The organism is Dyadobacter sp. HNCC25DJ183 (assembly GCF_056895175.1).
In genome coordinates, this window is sequence record NZ_JBXHAP010000001.1 from 256,847 (window position 1) to 276,919 (window position 20,073).

Annotated in this window: 16 protein-coding genes; 9 read left to right on the forward strand and 7 right to left on the reverse strand. The window is 47.1% G+C overall.

Translation table 11 applies throughout. The features are described from left to right. The first annotated feature begins 11 nt into the window (after nucleotides 1-11). Entirely contained in the window at nucleotides 12-164 is a 153-nt protein-coding gene (locus tag AC1XTG_RS00975; protein WP_166444435.1) for a hypothetical protein, read from the forward strand. Nucleotides 165-198: 34 nt separating this feature from the next. Here AC1XTG_RS00975 and AC1XTG_RS00980 read toward each other — a convergent pair whose 3' ends face one another. Then, nucleotides 199-522 (reverse strand): hypothetical protein, encoded by a 324-nt coding sequence (locus tag AC1XTG_RS00980; protein WP_484840654.1) that lies wholly within the window; start codon nucleotides 520-522, stop codon nucleotides 199-201. Between the two features lie 108 nt (nucleotides 523-630). On the opposite strand from AC1XTG_RS00980, the gene AC1XTG_RS00985 reads away from it, so the two are divergent. After that, entirely contained in the window at nucleotides 631-1,401 is a 771-nt protein-coding gene (locus AC1XTG_RS00985; RefSeq protein ID WP_484840655.1) for a class I SAM-dependent methyltransferase, read from the forward strand. Nucleotides 1,402-1,562: 161 nt separating this feature from the next. Here AC1XTG_RS00985 and AC1XTG_RS00990 read toward each other — a convergent pair whose 3' ends face one another. From AC1XTG_RS00990 to pyrG, 5 genes are all read right to left on the reverse strand, one after another. Next, complete coding sequence (locus AC1XTG_RS00990; RefSeq protein WP_484840656.1) at nucleotides 1,563-2,573, reverse strand: glycosyltransferase family 2 protein; 1,011 nt, start codon at nucleotides 2,571-2,573, stop codon at nucleotides 1,563-1,565. Nucleotides 2,574-2,587: 14 nt separating this feature from the next. Continuing rightward, nucleotides 2,588-3,883, reverse strand: coding sequence for a glutamate-1-semialdehyde 2,1-aminomutase (gene hemL, locus AC1XTG_RS00995; RefSeq protein WP_056287895.1), 1,296 nt, complete (start codon nucleotides 3,881-3,883; stop codon nucleotides 2,588-2,590). A gap of 15 nt (nucleotides 3,884-3,898) precedes the next feature. Continuing rightward, nucleotides 3,899-5,614: an ABC transporter substrate-binding protein gene (locus tag AC1XTG_RS01000; RefSeq protein WP_484840657.1), complete on the reverse strand. Its 1,716-nt coding sequence runs from the start codon at nucleotides 5,612-5,614 to the stop codon at nucleotides 3,899-3,901. A 117-nt stretch (nucleotides 5,615-5,731) separates the two neighbouring features. Then, on the reverse strand, nucleotides 5,732-7,552 hold the full coding sequence (yidC, locus tag AC1XTG_RS01005) for a membrane protein insertase YidC (RefSeq protein ID WP_484840658.1): 1,821 nt from the start codon (nucleotides 7,550-7,552) through the stop codon (nucleotides 5,732-5,734). Nucleotides 7,553-7,629: 77 nt separating this feature from the next. Then, nucleotides 7,630-9,294: a CTP synthase gene (pyrG, locus tag AC1XTG_RS01010; RefSeq protein ID WP_056287891.1), complete on the reverse strand. Its 1,665-nt coding sequence runs from the start codon at nucleotides 9,292-9,294 to the stop codon at nucleotides 7,630-7,632. 301 nt (nucleotides 9,295-9,595) lie between these two features. Here pyrG and AC1XTG_RS01015 point away from each other — a divergent pair, with 301 nt between their 5' ends. Beyond that, nucleotides 9,596-10,489, forward strand: coding sequence for a PIG-L deacetylase family protein (locus tag AC1XTG_RS01015; protein WP_484840659.1), 894 nt, complete (start codon nucleotides 9,596-9,598; stop codon nucleotides 10,487-10,489). 127 nt (nucleotides 10,490-10,616) lie between these two features. Here AC1XTG_RS01015 and nspC read toward each other — a convergent pair whose 3' ends face one another. Next, a complete protein-coding gene (gene nspC, locus AC1XTG_RS01020; RefSeq protein ID WP_484840660.1) occupies nucleotides 10,617-11,774 on the reverse strand; it encodes a carboxynorspermidine decarboxylase in 1,158 nt (385 codons plus the stop codon). Between the two features lie 120 nt (nucleotides 11,775-11,894). Here nspC and AC1XTG_RS01025 point away from each other — a divergent pair, with 120 nt between their 5' ends. From AC1XTG_RS01025 to AC1XTG_RS01050, 6 genes are all read left to right on the forward strand, one after another. After that, nucleotides 11,895-12,482 (forward strand): 3'-5' exonuclease, encoded by a 588-nt coding sequence (locus AC1XTG_RS01025; protein WP_056287888.1) that lies wholly within the window; start codon nucleotides 11,895-11,897, stop codon nucleotides 12,480-12,482. Continuing rightward, on the forward strand, nucleotides 12,479-13,360 hold the full coding sequence (locus AC1XTG_RS01030; RefSeq protein WP_056287885.1) for a bestrophin family protein: 882 nt from the start codon (nucleotides 12,479-12,481) through the stop codon (nucleotides 13,358-13,360). The genes AC1XTG_RS01025 and AC1XTG_RS01030 overlap by 4 nt, the downstream gene beginning before the upstream one ends. Before the next feature lie 326 nt (nucleotides 13,361-13,686). Then, nucleotides 13,687-14,106: a hypothetical protein gene (locus AC1XTG_RS01035; RefSeq protein ID WP_056287882.1), complete on the forward strand. Its 420-nt coding sequence runs from the start codon at nucleotides 13,687-13,689 to the stop codon at nucleotides 14,104-14,106. Between the two features lie 236 nt (nucleotides 14,107-14,342). Beyond that, nucleotides 14,343-15,263, forward strand: coding sequence for a helix-turn-helix domain-containing protein (locus AC1XTG_RS01040; protein ID WP_484840661.1), 921 nt, complete (start codon nucleotides 14,343-14,345; stop codon nucleotides 15,261-15,263). 111 nt (nucleotides 15,264-15,374) lie between these two features. Beyond that, nucleotides 15,375-16,760, forward strand: a complete 1,386-nt coding sequence (locus AC1XTG_RS01045; protein WP_056287878.1) for a TolC family protein — start codon at nucleotides 15,375-15,377, stop codon at nucleotides 16,758-16,760. A gap of 49 nt (nucleotides 16,761-16,809) precedes the next feature. Then, nucleotides 16,810-20,070, forward strand: a complete 3,261-nt coding sequence (locus AC1XTG_RS01050; RefSeq protein WP_484840662.1) for an efflux RND transporter permease subunit — start codon at nucleotides 16,810-16,812, stop codon at nucleotides 20,068-20,070. The last annotated feature ends 3 nt before the right edge of the window (nucleotides 20,071-20,073 follow it).

Here is a 20,073-nt window from a genome sequence, read left to right on the forward strand (position 1 = left end):
AATATTTTACAATGGGAGTTACGGAATTGAAACGTAAAGGACGCAGAAACAAGGCGGTAGCTAATAACCGTACTGCTAAGATCAAAGATCTTTTACGTAAACCAGAGGTTCGCAATGTCGATGTGGAGGCAATCAAGGCGCAGTTTGAAGCTAACAAAAAATAAAATTGGCCTCTCCTAAATTATTCAACTAGTCCTGTCAATCTGCTTTGATAGGGCTTTTTGCTTTTTTGGCCGATTTGGATTTCCCCGATGATTTGGTGTTGACCTTGCGTGTGAGCTGACGCATACTCCGGCGGGTCTCGCGGCGGACGTGCAGTAAAATCCGGAAACGAAGCGCCTCGCCGAACATAATCAGTCCGCCATTGATCAAAGCCAGACTGTACAAACCAAGAACAACCCACACCTGAGTAGGCTCGCCAATACGCCGCTCGTGGGCAGCCTGGCTGAGCACGGTAAGACCAAAGCTGAAAAGAATCAATCCGCATGGAGCTAAAATCATCCATTTTGTGCGTGTTGACATTTTCTTTATCAGTCTTTTACCCGGTGGTTTTGGATCAATCGATGGAATCATTCAGTTATTTTGGAAACTTATGATCCTAAAATTATTAATTTTTAGTTAATTGACTTAATGAAATCCATCATTAGTTTAGTATTAAGGTACATTCCCAGACCCTATCTGCAATTGGTCGGACACTGGGCAGCACGTTTTCTGAGTATCTTCTATATCGGCAACAAAGTTCAATGCCCCGTTTGTGATAACCATTACCGCAAGTTTCTTCCCTACGGACGGAATACATCCAGCCGCGAAAATGCATTGTGTCCCGGCTGCCTTTCACTGGAACGCCACCGCCTAATGGGCTTGTACCTCAGACAAAAGACCAACTTTTTCACGGCCAACCTGAAAGTACTTCACGTTGCGCCCGAATACTGTTTTATCGACAGGTTTGAAAAAATGAAGAACCTGGATTACATCACGGCGGACATTGAATCTCCGCTGGCGAAGGTTAAGATGGACATTCATCAGATCCCTTTTCCTGATAACACATTTGATGTTGCTTTTTGTAACCACGTCATGGAGCACGTGGACGATTATGTGTTAGCAATGAGTGAGTTACATCGTGTATTGAAGCCCGGCGGCTGGGCATTGATCCAGTCTCCTCAGGATATGAAGTATGCGACAACGTACGAAGATCCTACGATAACAGACCCGAAAGAGCGCGAGAAGCATTTCCTGCAAAACGACCATCTTCGCCTGTTCGGACGCAACTATAACCACGAGCTCGAAAAAGGCGGATTTAAGGTTATAGAAGACCGTTTCGTAATGGAAGAGCTTTCGAAAGCGGAGGTAAAAAGATATGCGCTACCCGAGGAGGAAATTGTTTATTTCTGCCAGAAGTAATGAGTTTATGAGTCTGGGAGTTCATGAGTCTCGGAGTTTATGAATTCAAAGTATAAAATTCACTAGTTAAGCATAAGTTAAGAGGCAGCTTCCCCGGAAACTGCCTCTCTTTCGTTTACTCCAAACTCATAAACCTTAAACTCATAAACTCCAACCTCCTTTCAGGAAGGATATTCAATGGCAGCGCCGGTTTCCCGGTGGGATTTTTTCTCCCAGATCCGTTTCCAGCCTTCCTGTAAAAACCCGGTCCCATATCCAAAAAGCTGCACAAAAGCGGCCCCTATCGAAAGAAAAGCCACATTCAGCTGTTTTGTTTTGATCAATGCATCAGTAAAAAGCAGCAGCACATAGAAGAGCAGGAATGCAGCTCCGAGATAGAAAAAAGGTTTGAACACAAAAAACCAGACCGGAATGCTGCACACCGCCAATGTAAAAATGAGCGGAAAAGCGTGTACCAGCTTTAATTCATCCGGGTAAAACCGTGCAATGTTAATGCGGGCCCTGCCGAAAAATTTGAGCTGACGGAAAAACGGGATGAACTTCGTCCTGCGCTTGTGGTAAATAAAAGCTTCCGGGATCAGCGTGGACCGAAAACCCAGCCGGATCGCCGCAATGCTAAAAAGGATATCCTCCCCCATTCTGCTTGTCAGAAACCCGCCTGTTCGCTCCCAAACCTGCCGCGAAAGTCCCATATTGAAGCTGCGTGGATGAAATGTGCCGCCCATGTTCGACTTCTTCCCGCGAATCCCTCCCGTTGTAAAAAGCGAAGTCATGGAGTAGCTGATCGCCTTTTGAATGGGTGTAAAAGACGGGTGATCAGTATCTGGTCCGCCGTACAGATCAACATAGCTGGTATTTAAGTGGGTGTCTACTATCTGCAGATAATCCGGTTCTATCAGCGCGTCTGAGTCCAGCAAGATAAAGTAATCGCCCAAAGCACGTTCAAAACCGTGATTCCGGGCGAAACCTTGTCCTCCATTCTCTTTAAAAAAATACTTGATATCAAGCTTTCCTTGAAAGCCAGCAACTACCGAATCTGCCCTAACCTTTGAACCGTCTTCAACCACGATCACTTCAAAATGCTTGATTGTCTGCTTTGCCAGGCATTCCAGCAATTCCTGCAACTCGTCCGGGCGATTGTAAACAGGGATAATGAAGGAATAAAAGCGCATTTCGGAGGTTGTAGTTAGATAGACAGTATTTCTTTCAATGATTCTTCGTTCGCCTGAATGATCAGATCCAGGTGGCGGTCGGTCAATGCAGTGGACAGGAACATACTTTCAAATTGGGACGGACCCAGGTAAATTCCTTTATTGAGCATCGCGTGAAAGTACCTGCCGAACAAAACCAGGTCGGACGTCTTCGCGGAAGGAAAATCAGTTACCTGCTGGTTGGTGAAGAACAACGTGTACATCGAGCCGATCTGATTCAATGTATAGTCCAATCCCAACTTTTGCATGGAACCTCTGAAACCATCAGCAAGCTTCTCTCCTGAATCTTCCAGTTGTGCATATACTTCCGGATGTTCATTGAGGTAGTCCAGCATAGTTAAGCCTGCCGCCATCGCAATGGGGTTACCAGACAATGTACCTGCCTGATACACAGGCCCTGCTGGTGAAACCCAGTTCATGATCTCAGCTCTGCCGCCGTAAGCGCCCACCGGCATTCCTCCTCCTATTATTTTTCCTAACGTTGTTAGATCAGGCGTAATCCCGAACCTTTCCTGTGCGCCGCCTTTCGCGAGGCGGAAACCGGTCATTACTTCGTCAAGGATCAATACAATTCCTTCTTCATCACAAATTCTCCGCAAGCCTTGAAGGAAACCCTCTGCGGGTAGTACACAGCCCATATTTCCTACAACCGGCTCCAATATCAATGCGGATATCTTGTTCTTGTTTGCGTCCACCAGTTGCTGAACTGCTTCCAGGTTGTTGAATGGAGCGGTCAGCGTATCGTTTGCAACCCCGCTCGTCACACCCGGACTGTCGGGAGTACCGAAAGTAGCGGCACCGCTTCCGGCAGCAATGAGGAAGCTGTCCCCGTGACCGTGGTAGCATCCTTCAAACTTGATGATCTTATCCCGTCCTGTAAAACCGCGCGCTACCCGAATAGCCGACATAGTGGCCTCCGTACCCGAGTTCACCATTCTGACCTTCTCAATGGAAGGTACCATTCCTACAATGCGCTCTGCCACCTCAACCTCGCGGCGGGTCGGTGCGCCAAAGGAAAATGAATGCTGGATCGCATCAGAAACGGCCTTTTGGATGAGCTCATTGGCGTGACCGAGGATCATCGGTCCCCAGGAGTTAATCAGCTCAATGTATTCATTTCCGTCCTCATCATATATGTACGGACCTTTGGCAGATTTAATAAAGATAGGCGAACCGCCTACTGCACGAAATGCCCTCACAGGAGAGTTAACCCCGCCCGGAATGTATTTCTGCGCATTCTCAAATAAGCTTTGACTTGTTGAAGTATTCATTCTGGAATCGTTGGATTATCTGTCTACCGGCACCCATTTGGAACCGTTGAACTTCAAAATAGGTGTTATCTGGTTCTCGTTTGATTTTGTGTAGTCAAAGCCTGTCAACAGGTATTCAGTGTCGCCGTATTTTCTGGCTTGAAGCCCGTTGCTGATTTTGTCTTTGTACTTGTGTACCATTCTTGCAAAAAACGTAAGCTGGTCGAATCCCTGATAGGAATATACCGAAGCAAACGTATTCGTTTTGTTCCAATAGCTTTTTTGAAACTGGCGAATGCTCTCTTTTTCACGGTCCACATAATCCGGTTCGATCAGGGTAAGTCTTGAACCGAAGCGTGAAATGCGCGACTGCTGCTGATTGAAGCTGGTGGCTGTGGCGATAACAGGTGTCGCAAGCAACTTGCGGCTATTCAATACTTCAATCAGATTAGGACCGGAAGTACCGTCGGAAGAGAATAATGCAACGTGGGAAGGCTTGCTCGTCTCAAATGAAGGAATATTGTTTTCCAGCCACTCGCGGTCAGACTGGATCTTTGTCGTAGCGAGCACCCTTCCACCCTTCGCTTTCCATTCAGCTGCGTAAGAAGCCGCCATTGCCGAATCTTTGGACGTGTTCCCATAGTAGATCGCGGCAGATAACCCGGGTACTGCTGACTTCATATACTGCGCAGCACGCTGAGTCTGGTACGCAATGGAAGGGTGCCCCAGATAAATGTTGGGAGAAGACTTAAGCAAATTCGCATCGGTCGAAAGCGGGTTGACCATAATCGCATTGCTGGCGGCTATGAATTTCGCGGTCACATCAAACGTATTCGCGTAAAGCGGCCCGATTACAATATCCGACTGCTGAAAATTCTTGTTGCTGACAATGTTCTCCATTGGTTTCGCATCGTTGCTCACGTCGTAAGCCCAGAGATTAACCTGAATGCCCTCCGTAGCGAGCTGGTCTTTAGCCATTACCAACCCCAGGTAGTAATCGTAGGCAAACTGATTTGAACGCCGCTTCGAAGTCGTGAATTCGTCCAGCCGGAATGGTAACAGCACTGCCACGTCGAGGTAACCTTTTGTCCATTGCCCCTCCTGCTTCGGAATGCTGCGCCTGGGCGCTTCCTCTGCGGCAGCTACTTTTTCCTTGTTACTGAACTTGAATTGCTTTTGCAGCTGTGCCGCGTATTGCTGGTCAACGCTGGTTGATTTCGGAGATTTTTCGACAAACTGGATCAGGATCAATGCAAGATCGCGATCAGTGGGATATTGCTTCTGCAAACTGACCAAAGTGGGCAGATCGCCCACTGTTGCCAGGTAATGCTGTTTCAAACCCTGTACATCCTTCGCCATCGAAGTGTCCTTGATTTTCAGCAGCTGTTCCAATCCCTCATTGATCTGGCCCGACTCCAGCCCGATTGCGCCGAGGAGATAATAAACATCATTGATCCGGTTCCAGCCCGGATAGCGGCTTTGCAGCTGGACCAGCATCTGGCGGCTTTCGCGGTACCTTTTTAGCTGGTAAGCCGACAATGCATAATAGTAATGCGCGTAAGGTGAGTAGGAAGTTTTGACACTTGCATTCGTCAGTGGTGCGAGCTTTTCGATGGCAGCAGCATATTTGCCTTGCTTGTAATCGTTAACAGCAGCCCGGTAACGTGTTTCCGACGGAGCAGGCGCCTGTGCTGAGGCAGGGCGCTGCGAGAAAGCAAATACCGCCAAAATCACTAAAATGAAAACTCTCATCAGATTTGTGGGTCAGTGATTGGATCAAACAAAATAAGAAAACTTGTTTGAAGAGAAAAAAACGGGCAACATTCCCGGTTGGAAATATTGCCCATATATTACGATTCTAAAAACCTTTTATTTCTTTTTCGAGCGTTTCTCGAGTTCAGCCTGCTTCTTTTTCGCTTCGTCTGCTGCCTGAAGTGACTTCTCCAGATACTTTTGGAACTTCGTCTGCTTCTTCTCTCCGTTCGCGTTTTTGCGTCTGTTTTCTTCCAGGATTGACCTGATCTTGTCTTCGTTTACAAAGCGTTTGATCAACAACTGCTGTGCGATCGTCACAACGTTTGAAACAAAATAATAGAATGTAAGACCAGCCGGGAAAGAGTTCAGAACGAACATGAACATCAGCGGCATAATGTAACCCAACATTTTCATGTTCACAGGTCCGGGCTGCGTAGGCGTGATCTGGTTATTATAATAGGCATAACCGATACTGGAAGCAGTCATCATCACAGTGAATAAGCTGATGTGGTTACCAACTCCGAAGGGAACTGTAAACGGCAGTTTTATGAATGAATCGTACGTCGACAAATCGCTTGCCCACAGGAATGATTGCTGCCGTAATTCAATGAGGTTCGGGAAGAGGAAGAACAGCGAGAACAGGATCGGCATAGTAGCAAGTACCGGGATACAGCCGCTCAACGGACTTACGCCCACCTGCTGGTAAAGCTTCATCTGATCTTGTTGCTGCTTCGCCAGGTCATCCGGATTTTGTGCGCGGATCTCTTCAAGCTCAGGCGCAAGCAGCTTCATTTTCGCCATGCTGATATACGATTTGTAAGTCAGCGGTGTTAAAAGTGTTTTTACAAACAACACCAGCAAAATGATCAGCAAACCGTAGTTGCTCACAAACTTTTCAAGGAAATTAAAAAGCGGAACAAGGAAAAACTTGTTGATCGGCTTCAAAAATGCATAACCAAGGTAAACGTTCTCGTCAAAATTCTCTGCCTGCACTTTGTCTACCAAATGGTAATCGTTTGGCCCCAGGAAGAACTGGAACTTGGCCTCTCCCTTTTGGATCGATGACATCGGGATACCCGCCGAAACACGCATCGTTTTCACGATCGTTGAATCATTCGGGTTCACATTCGCATTCAATGCGACATTGTTAAATGGATGTTTGTCGGCGATCAAACCAGCCAGGAAGTATTTGTGCTTGATGGTAAACCACTTCACCGGATCAGCTGTTTTTTCCTCTTCGTTTGCAGTAGGGCTGGTGGGCAAGCTCAGCAGTTCGTCCGTGTAGTAGTTGATTGTCACCACTTCACGGTTTTTCTTCATGTCGTTCTCAAGTTGCAAAAGGTCGTTTTGCCAGTTGAAAGTCACTGACTTATCACCCAATCCAAGTCCGTTCGACTTAATGCTGTAATCAATCACATACCCAGCTCCGTGCACCACGTAGGTCTGCTCAACAAACTGGTTGTTTTTAAGGTTAACCCGGTAAGTAACAATTGCCGAATCCTTCTCTGTCAGCTGCTGATCCTGCGCGTCTGTTGAGAAGAACACATTGGTAAGTGTCACATCACCTGTTTGCGTAGGGAAGTCAATTTTAAACTGGTTATGTGCCTCTGAGATAAGATAGAGGGGCTTTTTGTCGTAGGTTTTGTATTTCTTCAACATAACCTCTTTCAAAACCCCGCCTTTGTTGGTAAAAACAACGCGGGTATCCTGCGTTTCAATTACCAGGTCCTTTGCTTCGGCTTTTGCAACAGAATCACTGCTTGTAGAGGTATTACTGGAATCGGAGGCTGATATCGGAGTAGCTGCTGCTCTTCTTACTGTATCTGATCTGGTTTGCTCCACAGGCGTTGGTTCCACCGGTTTCGGAACCAGGATCTGGTAGCCAATCAGCATTAGCATGATAAGTACTAAGCCGATAATAAAATTTTTATCCATTATTTACTTAAATTGTTAAAAGAGAAGTCCCCAAGGGACGGCAAAGGTAATAAGTTTTTCCTTTATCGGTTTGCCGCTCAGCTCATGGAAGGATTTAACGATTCCACTGATTTTTTCTGAAGGGAATAATCCAGCGCCGCCTTCACGAAGTTGACGAAAAGCGGGTGCGGGTTCATTACCGTACTTTTTAGCTCAGGGTGAAACTGCACACCAATGTAAAATGGGTGACTCGGCAGCTCAACCATCTCAACCAGGTCGTTCTCGGGATTGATACCTGTTGCCAGTAATCCTTTTGCTTCAAAATCTTTGAGATACTTGCTGTTGAACTCATAGCGGTGGCGGTGGCGCTCGCTGATATTGGCTTTGCCGTAAATACGGTGGGCAAGGGTATCCTTTTTGATCTTGCAGGCATAAGCTCCCAAACGCATGGTACCGCCTTTATTGGAAATATCTTTCTGATCTTGCATCAGGTGAATAACCGGGTGGTCAGTTGCCGCATCCATTTCAACGGAATGCGCACTCTCCCAGCCCAGCACATTGCGGGCATATTCAATCACCGCCATTTGCATTCCCAAACAGATCCCGAAGAAAGGTATGTTGTGCTCACGGACAAACTGGATCGCTGCGATTTTTCCTTCAATACCTCTCTCACCAAAACCGGGAGCTACCAGTACGCCATCCAGGTTTTCAAGTTTCTCAACTACATTGTCAGTAGTCAGACTCTCCGAATGGATCCATTCGATATTTACCTTGCATTCGTTGGCCGCACCTGCGTGAATAAACGATTCTACAATGGACTTATATGCGTCATGCAATTCCACGTACTTACCTACGAGCCCAATGCGAACGGAGTCAACCGGATTTTTCAGTCTTGACAAGAATGTTTTCCAGGAATCCAGGTCCACATCTTTATCATTATAAATATCCAGCATATACAATGCACGCTGATCGAGGCGCTCTTTGAGCATCAGCAAAGGCACAGCATAAATTGTGTCCGCATCCATTGCTTCGATCACCGAATTCACCTGAACGTTACAGAACAAGGCTATTTTCTTACGGATATCGTAAGGAAGCGGGTGTTCACTGCGACAAACGAGGATATCCGGCTGTATACCCGACTCCTGCAACATACGCACTGAGTGCTGGGTTGGCTTGGTTTTAAGCTCGCCTGCCGAGTTGAGGTAAGGGATCAGCGTGAGGTGGATAACCAGTACATCATGCTCGTTCATCTCGAACTTCACCTGGCGCACTGCTTCGAGGAAAGGAAGTGACTCGATATCACCGACACAACCTCCGATTTCAGTGATTACGATGTCGTAATCGCCTGTCTGGCCGAGCAGAAGCATGTTTCTTTTCAGCTCATCGGTAATGTGCGGGACAACCTGCACAGTCTTCCCAAGGAAGTCGCCGCGGCGCTCAGCTGTAATGACATTGTGGTAAATACGTCCGGTAGTGACGTTGTTGGCCTGTGAAGTACGAACGTTCAGAAAACGCTCGTAGTGGCCGAGGTCCAGGTCAGTTTCGGCACCATCGTCGGTAACATAGCATTCGCCATGTTCGTACGGATTCATGGTACCTGGATCAATATTAAGATAAGGATCGAACTTCTGAATCGTGACTGAAAGCCCTCTGGCTTGCAGCAATTTTGCTAATGAAGAGGCAATTATTCCTTTGCCTAAAGAAGATGTAACACCGCCCGTAACGAAAATGTACTTCGCGGTCTTTTGTGCTTTAGCAGCCATAAGACGTTGCTGTTTTTCTATGATTACGGGATACAAAGATACACGATTATTGAAAGAATCTTAGCCGCACCATTTTAAATGTTCACTCGTACAGACTAATCATTTGTCAGTCTGATGAGTTATGAAATATAAATATTTTACGACAGCTGCTACAATGAAGCAGTTGAAGCGCAATCATCTATGATTTTTCGTTAAATGCATCCGAAATGTTTCTTTATAAAGTAAATTGAAAATTATCCGGAGCACTATTTCTACAAGCGATTCCGGGTCTTTTCGTCCAACCCTTAAACCCATTTCTTCCATGCGAAAAAAATTACTGCTTGCTGCATTGCTTTTGACGGGATCCGCCGTTTCTGCCCAAAATGCACCAGATCCGAAAGCGCCGCTCAACATCATTGTATTCGGTGCACACCCCGATGACTGCGACCTTGGCGCAGGTGGCATCGCCTCCATTTATTCCTCCATGGGACATAAAGTCAAGTTTGTATCGCTGACAAATGGTGACGCCGGTCACCAGGATATAGGCGGCGGTGAGCTGGCGCGGCGCAGGCTCGCGGAGACCAAGGAAGTAGCGAAGCGACTAGGTATCTCTTATGATGTGCTGGACAACCATGACGGAGAGTTGTTCCCTACGCTGGAAAACAGGTTAGCGGTCATCCGGAAGATACGAGAATGGAACGCGGACGTTGTAATTGCGCCGCGCACGAACGATTACCACCCCGATCACCGTAACACGGGCGTGGTTGTGCAGGATGCTGCTTACCTCGTGATTGTACCTAATATACTTAGCAGTGTGCCGCCGCTGACCAAGAACCCGGTTTTTCTATACTTCCGCGATCGCTTCCAGAAACCAAATCCATTCCGTCCCGACATTGCCATCGATATCACGAATATTCTTGCTAAAAAAGTAGATGGACTGGATGCACATACCTCTCAGTTTTACGAGTGGTTACCCTGGACAAGTGGTGATCTTGCTAACGTCCCGAAGGATCCTGCCGAGCGTAAAAAATGGCTGACTTCCTCTATGGAAAAACGCTCATCAGTTACCCCGGAAATCAGGACTTCACTTGAAAAATGGTATGGTGCAGACAAGGCGAAGGATATCCGGTTTGTTGAAGTTTTTGAGATTTGTGAGTACGGCAAACAACCCACGCCGGAAGAAATCAAGCGTCTCTTTCCAATGCTACCGCGGTAGCATTTTGAATGATTAAATGAAAGAATGACTGAATAAATCTCTATTCTATCATTCTTTCATTCAATCAAACAAATTAGAATATTCCACGAAAAGATTTGCGCCAAAATCCTCTTCACGCAATCATTTACTACGATAACCTGTCTTTAAAACTTTCATAGCCGAAGCTCCTGATCAGCTTAAATTCTTGATTTGATTTCCACATACCAATGGAAGGTAAGTTAACACCGTTAAATGTAGTGGTCTTTACCATAGTGTAGTGGATCATGTCCTGAAATATAATTTTATCGCCTATGTTCAATGGCTGATCGAAGGAATAATCGCCCATGAAATCGCCTGCCAGACAAGTCATCCCTCCCATTCTGTAAGTTGGTTTACCTGCTACCGGTTCCTGGTGTGCACCGGTGATAACGGGCTTGTAGGGCATCTCCAAAGTGTCGGGCATATGGGCTGCAAAGGACGTATCGAGGATTGCTACCTGAATTCCCTGACTATCCATTACATCGAGCACCGTTGTCACCAACTCGCCAGTTCGCCAGGCTATTGCAGAACCTGGTTCCAGTATGACCTGTAAGTCGTATTTCTGACGGATAGTACTAACTAATGCAATTAGCTTCTCAATATCGTAACCTTCCCTAGTCATTAAATGTCCGCCTCCCATGTTCAGCCACTTGGCCTGATGCAGCAAATCACCGAATTTTTCCTCCAGAGCGACCAACGTTCGCTCCAAAGTGTCTGATCCATTCTCGCAAAGTGTGTGAAAATGGATACCTTCTATACCTTCCGGCAGTGTATCGGGCAATTTATCGCGTGTTACCCCCAGCCGCGAGCCTGGTACACAGGGATTGTACATCTCTGTTGCTACTTCTGAATACTGGGGGTTTACCCTGATCCCGCATGAAAGTGCATGATTTGGGTTTACAGATCTAAACTCCTCCACCCTGCTCTGGAAACGCTCCCATTGACTCAGTGAGTTAAAAGTAATGTGACTGCTCCTCTCCAGAATCTCTGGAAATTCACTATCCAGGTAGGCTGGCATATAAGTATGCGCCTTCACACCAAGGAAATCATTGATCAGCTTCACCTCATTCAAAGAACTTGCAGTAGCACCGCTCAGGTATTCCTTTACAATTGGAAACGCGCTGTACATTGAAAATCCTTTCAACGCAAGAATGATCTTGCAGCCTGCTGCTTTCTGGACACCGTCAATCAGTTGCAGGTTTTTGCGGAGCAGTTCCTCTTCCAGCACAAAACAGGGCGAGGGTATTTGGTTATAGTCTATCGGCATTTTATAAATGAGTGGATATCGAATCGTAAAAATGTAATGTTTATCTAGTTTTGTACGCAAAATAAGGGCTTTGAGTTTCCGCTTTTACAATCAAATTGATTTTCCTGTAACATTATATATATGTCCTTTCTCGTCCTCGATATAGAAATGACCGGCCCGGAGCCAGGCTGGAATGAGATTATCCAGATTGGTGCGGAGTTTTTTGACGATAGCTGGACCTCCAAAGGCACTTACCTGCAAAACGTGTATCCCGAGAACGAAGAAGCGTTTTCAGTCAAGTCGGAGGAAGTACACGGACTTTCGATGATCGACCTTGAAGATGCTCCGATGATTTACGACGTGCTGCCTGAATTCGAGAAGTGGATCAAGAAAATGAATGCGGGCAAGCCGGGGCTTTCCAATGTGATCATTTGCGGGCAGAGTGTGATCAACGATATCAACTTTCTCCGGTTTGCTTACAGAAGCGAGAAAATGAAATGGTCGTTTTCAAACAAAATGCTCGACCTGCACACAGTATCCTATCTCTTCTTCCAGATCATGGAAAAGAACGGCAAAATGGTCCCGCGCTCGCTGAGTCTGGGTTCCGTGGCAGGATACTTTGGTTTCGAACGCGAGGAGGACACGCACAATGCATTGGAAGACGCGCGTCTGACGGCCAAATGCTTCAAAGAGTTTTTTAAATTGATCGACCGAGTCAAGTTCATATGATCGACTATAATCCCAAAGAGTGGTTTCGCTACATATTCTATTTTCAAAAAGGGGATACTGTCCGCAAGCTGACGCCGCTGATCCTGACCATCGGCGTGTATTCGGCAGTGGTAGCTTACCTGGTGCTGATTTACTTCGACCTCGGCACCAATACCGATCTGAAAAATATCTCGCTCATGCATTCGCTGCTGGGTTTTGTAATCTCTATGCTGCTGGTATTCAGAACAAATACAGCTTACGACCGCTGGTGGGAAGGCAGAAAGCAATGGGGATCGCTGATGAACAACAGCAGGAATCTCGCGCTTAAAATCAGTGGGCTGCTGCCGGAAGGACACCGGGAGGAGCGGCTTTTCTTTCAAAAGATGATCCCGAATTATGCATTCGCACTCAAAAATCACCTCCGCAGCCAGTTCCGCCCGGAAGAATTTCAGGAAACGCCAGGTATGAACCACGAATCGTTGCAAGATAGCGGCCACGTTCCCAATCAGATTGCGGCGGCGATGTTCAGCAAGGTCATCGAGCTCCAAAGAAACGGGACTATACTGCCGGAACATACCATTCTTCTGAATAATCAGCTTGAAGCATTTACCGACATTTGCGGCGCCTGTGAAAGGATCAAGAACACTCCTATCCCATTGTCTTACAGCTCTTTCATCAAAAAGTTTATTTTCACCTACTGCCTTACCCTGCCGATCGGCTATGCATTCAGCCTGCATTTCCTCGTGGTCCCTTTCGTTATGTTCGTGTTTTACATTCTCGCGAGCCTGGAAGTAATTGCGGAGGAAATTGAAGATCCGTTCGGTGAGGACAGCAATGATCTTCCCGTTGATCGTATCTGCAGTGGAATTCAATCCTCAGCCCTGGCACTGCTGCAATGACAATTTGCACGCCTGCTCCACAAATCATTAGAAAGTGGTTAGAAACTCATTAAATTTTTAATGCTTCTATAAAATTTTTCCGGGTGCAGAAAAAACCTGTTTTTAGGATATTTTAAATTTTCTTAACAACCTATTGTTCAGAAGAAACCCATTTTCTCTTTTCCTGCATTTCTACTTAAAAAACGGCTTAAAATTGAAGCTGAATTTCTCCTCGAAGTAGTTTTAGGAGAGTATTAATGAATTTTACAATCATCCTTTAAGGTATTAAATTAGAACAAACCCCAATGAAAAGGGTTGAGTTGAAGTACTTTTAAATTGAATGTAAAATGAAAAATCTAAAATTTCTTGCTGCAGCAGTTGCAGCTATAACTATACTTAGTTTCCAGGCAAAAGCCCAGTCTATCGTTGATCCCGGCATTTCGGTGCACAATTACAAGCATCCAAACAAGGCTGCAGCAGCGAAGGCGAATAGGAAGAACACAGTCGAGGTTGCCAACCTGAAAACTGTTGAGCGCGCCGGCAAATACCAGCGCAGCAAATACATGAGCACCACGCCAAAGTATGCGCCAAGACCCGCTACCATGGTGGTAATGCGCGAATACAAGGTAGAAGGCGTGCAGCTTAATCCATTGACTTCGCCACGTAACTACAAAACCCAGAATGTTCTGGCACCTGTGCGTGACACGGTACAAATGGCTGACAATGTGAACAGCGCAGACGGATCAACATACCCGACAGTAGATTAGCCGCAATAATCCTGTCAGGCAAGGCCGGTCCTCCGGGACCGGCTGCTTAGGTTAACAAACTGTTTCTAAATCCAAAAGGCAAAGAGCCACGCACATCGCGCTGGCTCTTTGCCTTTTATGGTTTTAAAGATTGTTTAAAATTGAAAAAGTATGAAAATTGTAAGTTCTTCCTTCGTTTAATGAATTTTTAACAGGTATCAGTTGTGGTGAATATTTGAATTTCATAATTTCAACACATGATACCGAGCGAGACCGTAGCGCATTTTTACCAGACGCACCCAGCTGCCAAAGGTGTAGAACGCCCGGACAGTACTTCCCGTAACGAAGAGCACATCAACGTTTTCTCCCGTGTATTTTGCCCGAAATACACTTCATATGCGCGCCGGGATTTTTACAAAATATCACTGATCATCGGCAAAGGGGTCATTTCTTACGGAAATCACCAGATTGAAATTGATAAGAATGCATTAGTGTTCTTCAACCGCAACGTCCCCTATTCCTGGCAGGCAAAGTCCCATGAGCAATCCGGATTCTTTTGCCTCTTCAACGATCAGTTCCTGAGCAGTATGAGCAGGTCGGCGACTGTAAATGATTGTCCGATACTCCGGGCAGACAGTATCCCGGTCTACTTCATCAGCGAAGAACAGCAGGATTATCTGTTACGGATCTTCGGCAAAATGCAGGAGGATATCGCTTCCAGCTACGCACACAAATACGATCTGATGCGGAATTACGTGAATGTGCTCGCCCACGAGGCCATGAAAATGCAGCCTTCCGAGCTCAACGACATTCACGCAAATGGGTCGGCGCGACTTTCTGCCTCATTCCACGGCCTGCTGGAAAGACAGTTTCCCATTGAATCGCCTGAGCACAAGCTGCAACTTAAGACAGCCAAGGACTTTGCTGCGCGCCTGGATGTACACGTAAACCACCTCAACCGCGCATTAAAGGAAACAACTGGCAAAACCACCACGGATCACATCATTGAAAGAATTATGGTCCAGTCAAAAGCAATGCTGCGGCACTCGAACTGGAGCATTGCCGAAATCGCATTTTGTCTTGGCTTTGAATATCCCGCTTATTTCAACAATCTCTTCAAAAAACAAACCGGTATCACCCCCAAGTCGTACCGAACCAATGAAAGATATAGTGTTTGAATTTTATAATTTATTGTTTGATTGTAGTACATAATACCTGCGACTGAGATCTGATCCGCAGAACGACGAAAGCATAGCTCCTAAACCCCGGTGCAAACCCGGACCTACTATATGTCGAAACGTTTATTTCACTTACTCCTGCCCTTTTATTTGCTGAATCCCGGCGCACAGGCCACCGCGCAGGTACTTAGCCTGCACGATGCAGTCGAAACAGCACTGACCAACTACGGTACCATCCGCGCGAAAACCAACTATCTCGGCGCTTCAAAAGCCACCGTGGCGCAAAGCCGGAAAGATTACCTTCCCAACCTAAACCTTTCTGCGCAGCAGGATTACGGAACTGTAAACGGACAGAACGGCCCGCTTTACGGGATGGGACTTGCGGTAGCTTCTTCGGGTCTGCCGCTGGGCAGCCAGAACTGGAATGCCGCATTCGGTGCATTGTACCTGACGAATGTAAACTGGGATTTCTTCGCATTCGGAAGAGCCCGCGAGCGGATCAACGTAGCAAAGTCTACAGTTGTGCGCGATGAAAGTGATCTGACACAGGAACAATTTCAGCACAGCATACGCGTAGCCGGCGCTTACCTGAACTTGCTGGCGGCACAAAGGCTGGTCCGATCGTGGGAAAACAACCTTGAACGCGCCAATGCATTAAAGAATGTGGTAGTAACCCGCGCTAAAAACGGGCTGATCCCGGGCGTAGACTCCTCGCTCGCCAATGCGGAGGTATCCAATGCAAAGATCAGCATTACCCAGGCGCGCGACCTGGAACAGGAACAGGCGAATGTACTCGCGAGGTTAATGGGTGTTACCGAACAACGGTTCATGCTTGACAGCACTTTCATCACGAGAATGCCCAGACTGGTGGCGGATACCATACCTAAGCTGGAAAACCATCCCCTGCTCCGGTTTTACACAAACCGGGTCGCGGTAAGCGAGCAGCAAGTGAAGTATATCCAAACGCTGGGAATGCCGGTTTTCTCTTTCTTTGGCGTGTTTCAGGGTCGGGGCGCAGGCTTTTCCTCCAACTATGCGGTGGATCAGCGTGCTTTTACACAAAACTATCTGGAAGGTATCAAGCCTGTTCGATTCAACTATCTGCTGGGTATCGGCGCTACCTGGAATATGACGAACATACTTCGCACGCGGCAGCAGGCGGTGGCGCAGGGATTTATTTCAAATGCATTGAAAGAAGAGTATAACCTGGCTGAACAGCAGATCAAAAACCAGCTGCTTTTATCAGAAAACAAAATCAGGAATGCAGCCGCCAATGCGCAGGAAGCGCCGGTACAGGTAAAATCAGCGTCCGATGCCTATCTGCAGAAGAGCGTGTTGTACAAAAACGGATTAAGTAACATCGTCGACATGACACAGGCACTATACATTCTGAACCGCGCCGAGACTAATCGCGATATCGCATTGAACAACCTCTGGCAGGCATTGCTGCTGAAAGCCGCGGCGGCGGGAGACTTCGGCATTTTTCTGGAACAGTGACATTTGGTCATTGGTTGACCATAAATAACAAACCTTTACCCCTTAACTAATGGATTTAATCCGCTTTGCGCTGCGTAAACCGATCACGATCATGGTTGTAGTGGCGGGTCTATTCTTTTTCGGTATCAATGCAGTACGGAACATCAAGATTGACATTTTCCCCAAGCTTGATCTGCCCGTTATGTACATTGCCCACCCGTTTGGCGGATATACCCCCAATCAGATGGAAACCTTTTTTGCCAAACAATACATCAACATCCTGTTGTATGTCAATGGTATAAAGAGCATTGAGACCAAGAACATCCAGGGACTGACTTTGATGAAGATCAATTTCTACCCGGGAACCAATATGGCGCAGGCTTCGGCTGAGCTGAGTGCATTTACGAACAGGGCGCAGGCTATTTTTCCTCCCGGCTCCAACCCTCCGTTCATTATCCGATTCGATGCCTCCACATTGCCTGTGGGGCAGCTGGTACTAAGCAGTGAAAAACGCTCCAACAATGAGCTGCTCGATCTTGCGAACGTGTACGTACGCTCCACATTTACGTCCATTCCCGGCTTGGTTTCAGCTCCCCCTTTTGGTGGAAATATCAGGACTATTGTTGTAAAAGCCGATCCCGAGCTGATGCGCTCGCATAATATCTCTACCGATCAGCTGGTAGAGGCTTTGCGCGTGAACAACCAGACGGCGCCTTCGGGTAATGTGCGGATCGGTGATAAAAACTACATTACGCCCACCAACACCACGGTTCGGCACGTAAAAGATTTTGAAAACATTCCTTTATTCAAGGGTACTGTTCAAAACCTCTACTTGCGAGATGTGGCAACGATCGAGGATGGTGCGGATATTACGGCTGGTTACGGGCTTGTGAATGGAAAACGTTCGGTATACCTCAGCATTGCCAAAGGCGCAGATGCTTCCACCTGGGAAGTAGTGCAAAACCTGAAAAAGGCGATGCCGCGCATTCAAAGCACTTTGCCGGAAGATGTGAAGATCAGCTACGAGTTCGACCAGTCGACTTACGTAATGAACTCCGTGAAAAGTCTGCTTACGGAAGGTGCGATCGGCGCGGTACTTACCGGATTGATGGTGTTACTCTTCCTGGGCGATCCCCGCGGTGCATTGATCGTTATTTTAACGATCCCAACCTCCATTATTGCAGGTGTTTTGTTCCTTAACCTGTTTGGGCAAACGATCAATATTATGACGCTGAGTGGATTGGCGCTTGCTATCGGGATTCTGGTTGATGAAAGTACGGTAACCATCGAGAACATTCACCAGCATCTCGATATGGGAAAACCCAAGGCGCTTGCGATCTGGGATGCCTGCCAGGAAATTGCATTCCCCAAGCTGCTGATTCTTTTCTGTATCCTGGCCGTATTTGCGCCTGCATTTACAATGGGCGGCATTCCGGGCTCCTTGTTTCTTCCGCTCGCGCTGGCGATCGGTTTCAGTATGATCGTCTCTTATTTTCTCGCGCAGACATTCGTTCCGGTGATGGCCAACTGGATCATGAAAGTCAAGCACCACAAAAAGGCAGACGGAACCGAGATGACCGACTCCGAAGAATTTGCCGCTTCGGGCCTGAGCAGAAATAAAGACGAGCAAAAGGAAACACTCGTTAACCGCGCGGATTTTGACCAGGATGGTAAAATAAGCTTCTTTGAGCGTGTAAGAGCGCGATTCATGCGGTTTATCGAAAGAACTATCCCCTTCCGCAAGCCTATCGTTGTTTCTTACCTGATTGTCACTACCGCACTTGCAGCCTGGATGCTTGGAACGATAGGGAAAGATGTACTTCCAAAGGTGAATGGGAGCCAGTTTCAGGTGCGGTTGCGTGCGCCTGAGGGGACCCGCATTGAACGGACAGAGGAGAAGACTTTGAAGACCATTCAGGCGATCAAAGATATTGTGGGTGCGGAAAATGTCTCGGTTACCTCTGCTTATGTGGGCCAGCACCCAGCCTTATTTTCTGTTAACCCCATTTATCTCTGGATGGCAGGACCGCAGGAAGCGGTGTTGCAGGTTGGCCTAAAAGAAGGTTTTCATACCAATCTGGATGAACTGAAAGAGAAGATCCGGGCCAGCGTTCGCCGCGATATTCCTGATCTCAAACTTTCATTTGAACCCATTGAACTCACGGATAAGATCCTGAGCCAGGGCTCTCCTACGCCGATTGAGGTAAGAATGTCGGGACGTGACAAGAAGCTGAATGAAAAATATGCGCAAAAGGTAATTGCCAGGCTGAGCCAGATCAGTTACCTGCGTGATATCCAGCTGGGACAATCGAATAAATATCCTTCCATTAATATAGAAGTAGACCGGATTCGCGCGGCGCAGCTGGGTGTGGATATGAATGATATTTCAAGATCGCTCACAGCCTCCACGTCGTCTTCGCGTTACACGGATAAAAATATCTGGGTGGATGAAAAAGGCGGGTTCAGTTACAGTGTGCAGGTCCAGATTCCTGAGAACAAGATGAATAACGTCAATGAGATTGGCGAAATACCCTTGCTCCGTAACTCCAACCGGCCTGTGCTCGGTGATGTAGCCACTATCACGCCGGATACCACATACGGTGAAAACGATAACCTTGGTTCAATGCCCGTGCTCTCGGTGACTGCCAACTTGAATAATACCGATCTGGGGATTGCGAAAAAGGACGTAGAAGCTGCATTGGCTGATCTGGGCGAGTTACCCCGCGGACTTTCTGTTGAGCTTGTCGGACTAAGTCAAACGCTGACCGATACCCTGGACAGTCTTCAAAATGGGTTGGTTGTAGCTATTGTTGTCATATTCCTGATGCTAGCCGCCAATTTTCAGTCCTTCAAAGTATCAGCAATTGTACTCGCAACGGTTCCGGCGGTGGTACTCGGCTCCCTTGCATTGCTGATGGTAACCGGCTCCACGCTGAACCTGCAATCTTATATGGGCATTATTATGTCGGTGGGCGTATCTATTTCGAATGCGGTTTTATTGATTACCAATGCAGAACAGCTGCGTAAGCACAGCGGCAATGCCATTGAAGCAGCCAAAGAATCTGCCGGTTTGCGACTAAGACCTATTGTAATGACCGCTGTGGCGATGGTGGTGGGTATGATACCCATGGCGAGCGGTTTGGGAGAAGCGGGTGACCAATCCTCGCCACTTGGCCGCGCGGTGGTCGGCGGACTTGTTGCTTCCACATTTGCCGCATTGTTTATTCTGCCGCTCGCATTTGCCTGGGGACAAGGTAAAGCCAGTACCCAGAGTGTATCCCTTGATCCTGAGGATGAAGAAAGCAAATATTATGTTCCAACAACCCGGTAATCC

What these genes read in the sequence shown, in the direction of transcription:
- AC1XTG_RS01045 (WP_056287878.1), top strand. Translation starts at nt 15,375, where the DNA reads ATGTCGAAACGTTTATTTCACTTACTCCTGCCCTTTTATTTGCTGAAT.
- AC1XTG_RS01040 (WP_484840661.1), top strand. Translation starts at nt 14,343, where the DNA reads ATGATACCGAGCGAGACCGTAGCGCATTTTTACCAGACGCACCCAGCT.
- AC1XTG_RS01000 (WP_484840657.1), bottom strand. Translation starts at nt 5,614, where the DNA reads ATGAGAGTTTTCATTTTAGTGATTTTGGCGGTATTTGCTTTCTCGCAG.
- AC1XTG_RS00990 (WP_484840656.1), bottom strand. Translation starts at nt 2,573, where the DNA reads ATGCGCTTTTATTCCTTCATTATCCCTGTTTACAATCGCCCGGACGAG.
- AC1XTG_RS01050 (WP_484840662.1), top strand. Translation starts at nt 16,810, where the DNA reads ATGGATTTAATCCGCTTTGCGCTGCGTAAACCGATCACGATCATGGTT.
- AC1XTG_RS01030 (WP_056287885.1), top strand. Translation starts at nt 12,479, where the DNA reads ATGATCGACTATAATCCCAAAGAGTGGTTTCGCTACATATTCTATTTT.
- yidC (WP_484840658.1), bottom strand. Translation starts at nt 7,552, where the DNA reads ATGGATAAAAATTTTATTATCGGCTTAGTACTTATCATGCTAATGCTG.
- AC1XTG_RS01025 (WP_056287888.1), top strand. Translation starts at nt 11,895, where the DNA reads ATGTCCTTTCTCGTCCTCGATATAGAAATGACCGGCCCGGAGCCAGGC.
- pyrG (WP_056287891.1), bottom strand. Translation starts at nt 9,294, where the DNA reads ATGGCTGCTAAAGCACAAAAGACCGCGAAGTACATTTTCGTTACGGGC.
- AC1XTG_RS00975 (WP_166444435.1), top strand. Translation starts at nt 12, where the DNA reads ATGGGAGTTACGGAATTGAAACGTAAAGGACGCAGAAACAAGGCGGTA.
- AC1XTG_RS01015 (WP_484840659.1), top strand. Translation starts at nt 9,596, where the DNA reads ATGCGAAAAAAATTACTGCTTGCTGCATTGCTTTTGACGGGATCCGCC.
- AC1XTG_RS01035 (WP_056287882.1), top strand. Translation starts at nt 13,687, where the DNA reads ATGAAAAATCTAAAATTTCTTGCTGCAGCAGTTGCAGCTATAACTATA.
- hemL (WP_056287895.1), bottom strand. Translation starts at nt 3,883, where the DNA reads ATGAATACTTCAACAAGTCAAAGCTTATTTGAGAATGCGCAGAAATAC.
- nspC (WP_484840660.1), bottom strand. Translation starts at nt 11,774, where the DNA reads ATGCCGATAGACTATAACCAAATACCCTCGCCCTGTTTTGTGCTGGAA.
- AC1XTG_RS00985 (WP_484840655.1), top strand. Translation starts at nt 631, where the DNA reads ATGAAATCCATCATTAGTTTAGTATTAAGGTACATTCCCAGACCCTAT.
- AC1XTG_RS00980 (WP_484840654.1), bottom strand. Translation starts at nt 522, where the DNA reads ATGTCAACACGCACAAAATGGATGATTTTAGCTCCATGCGGATTGATT.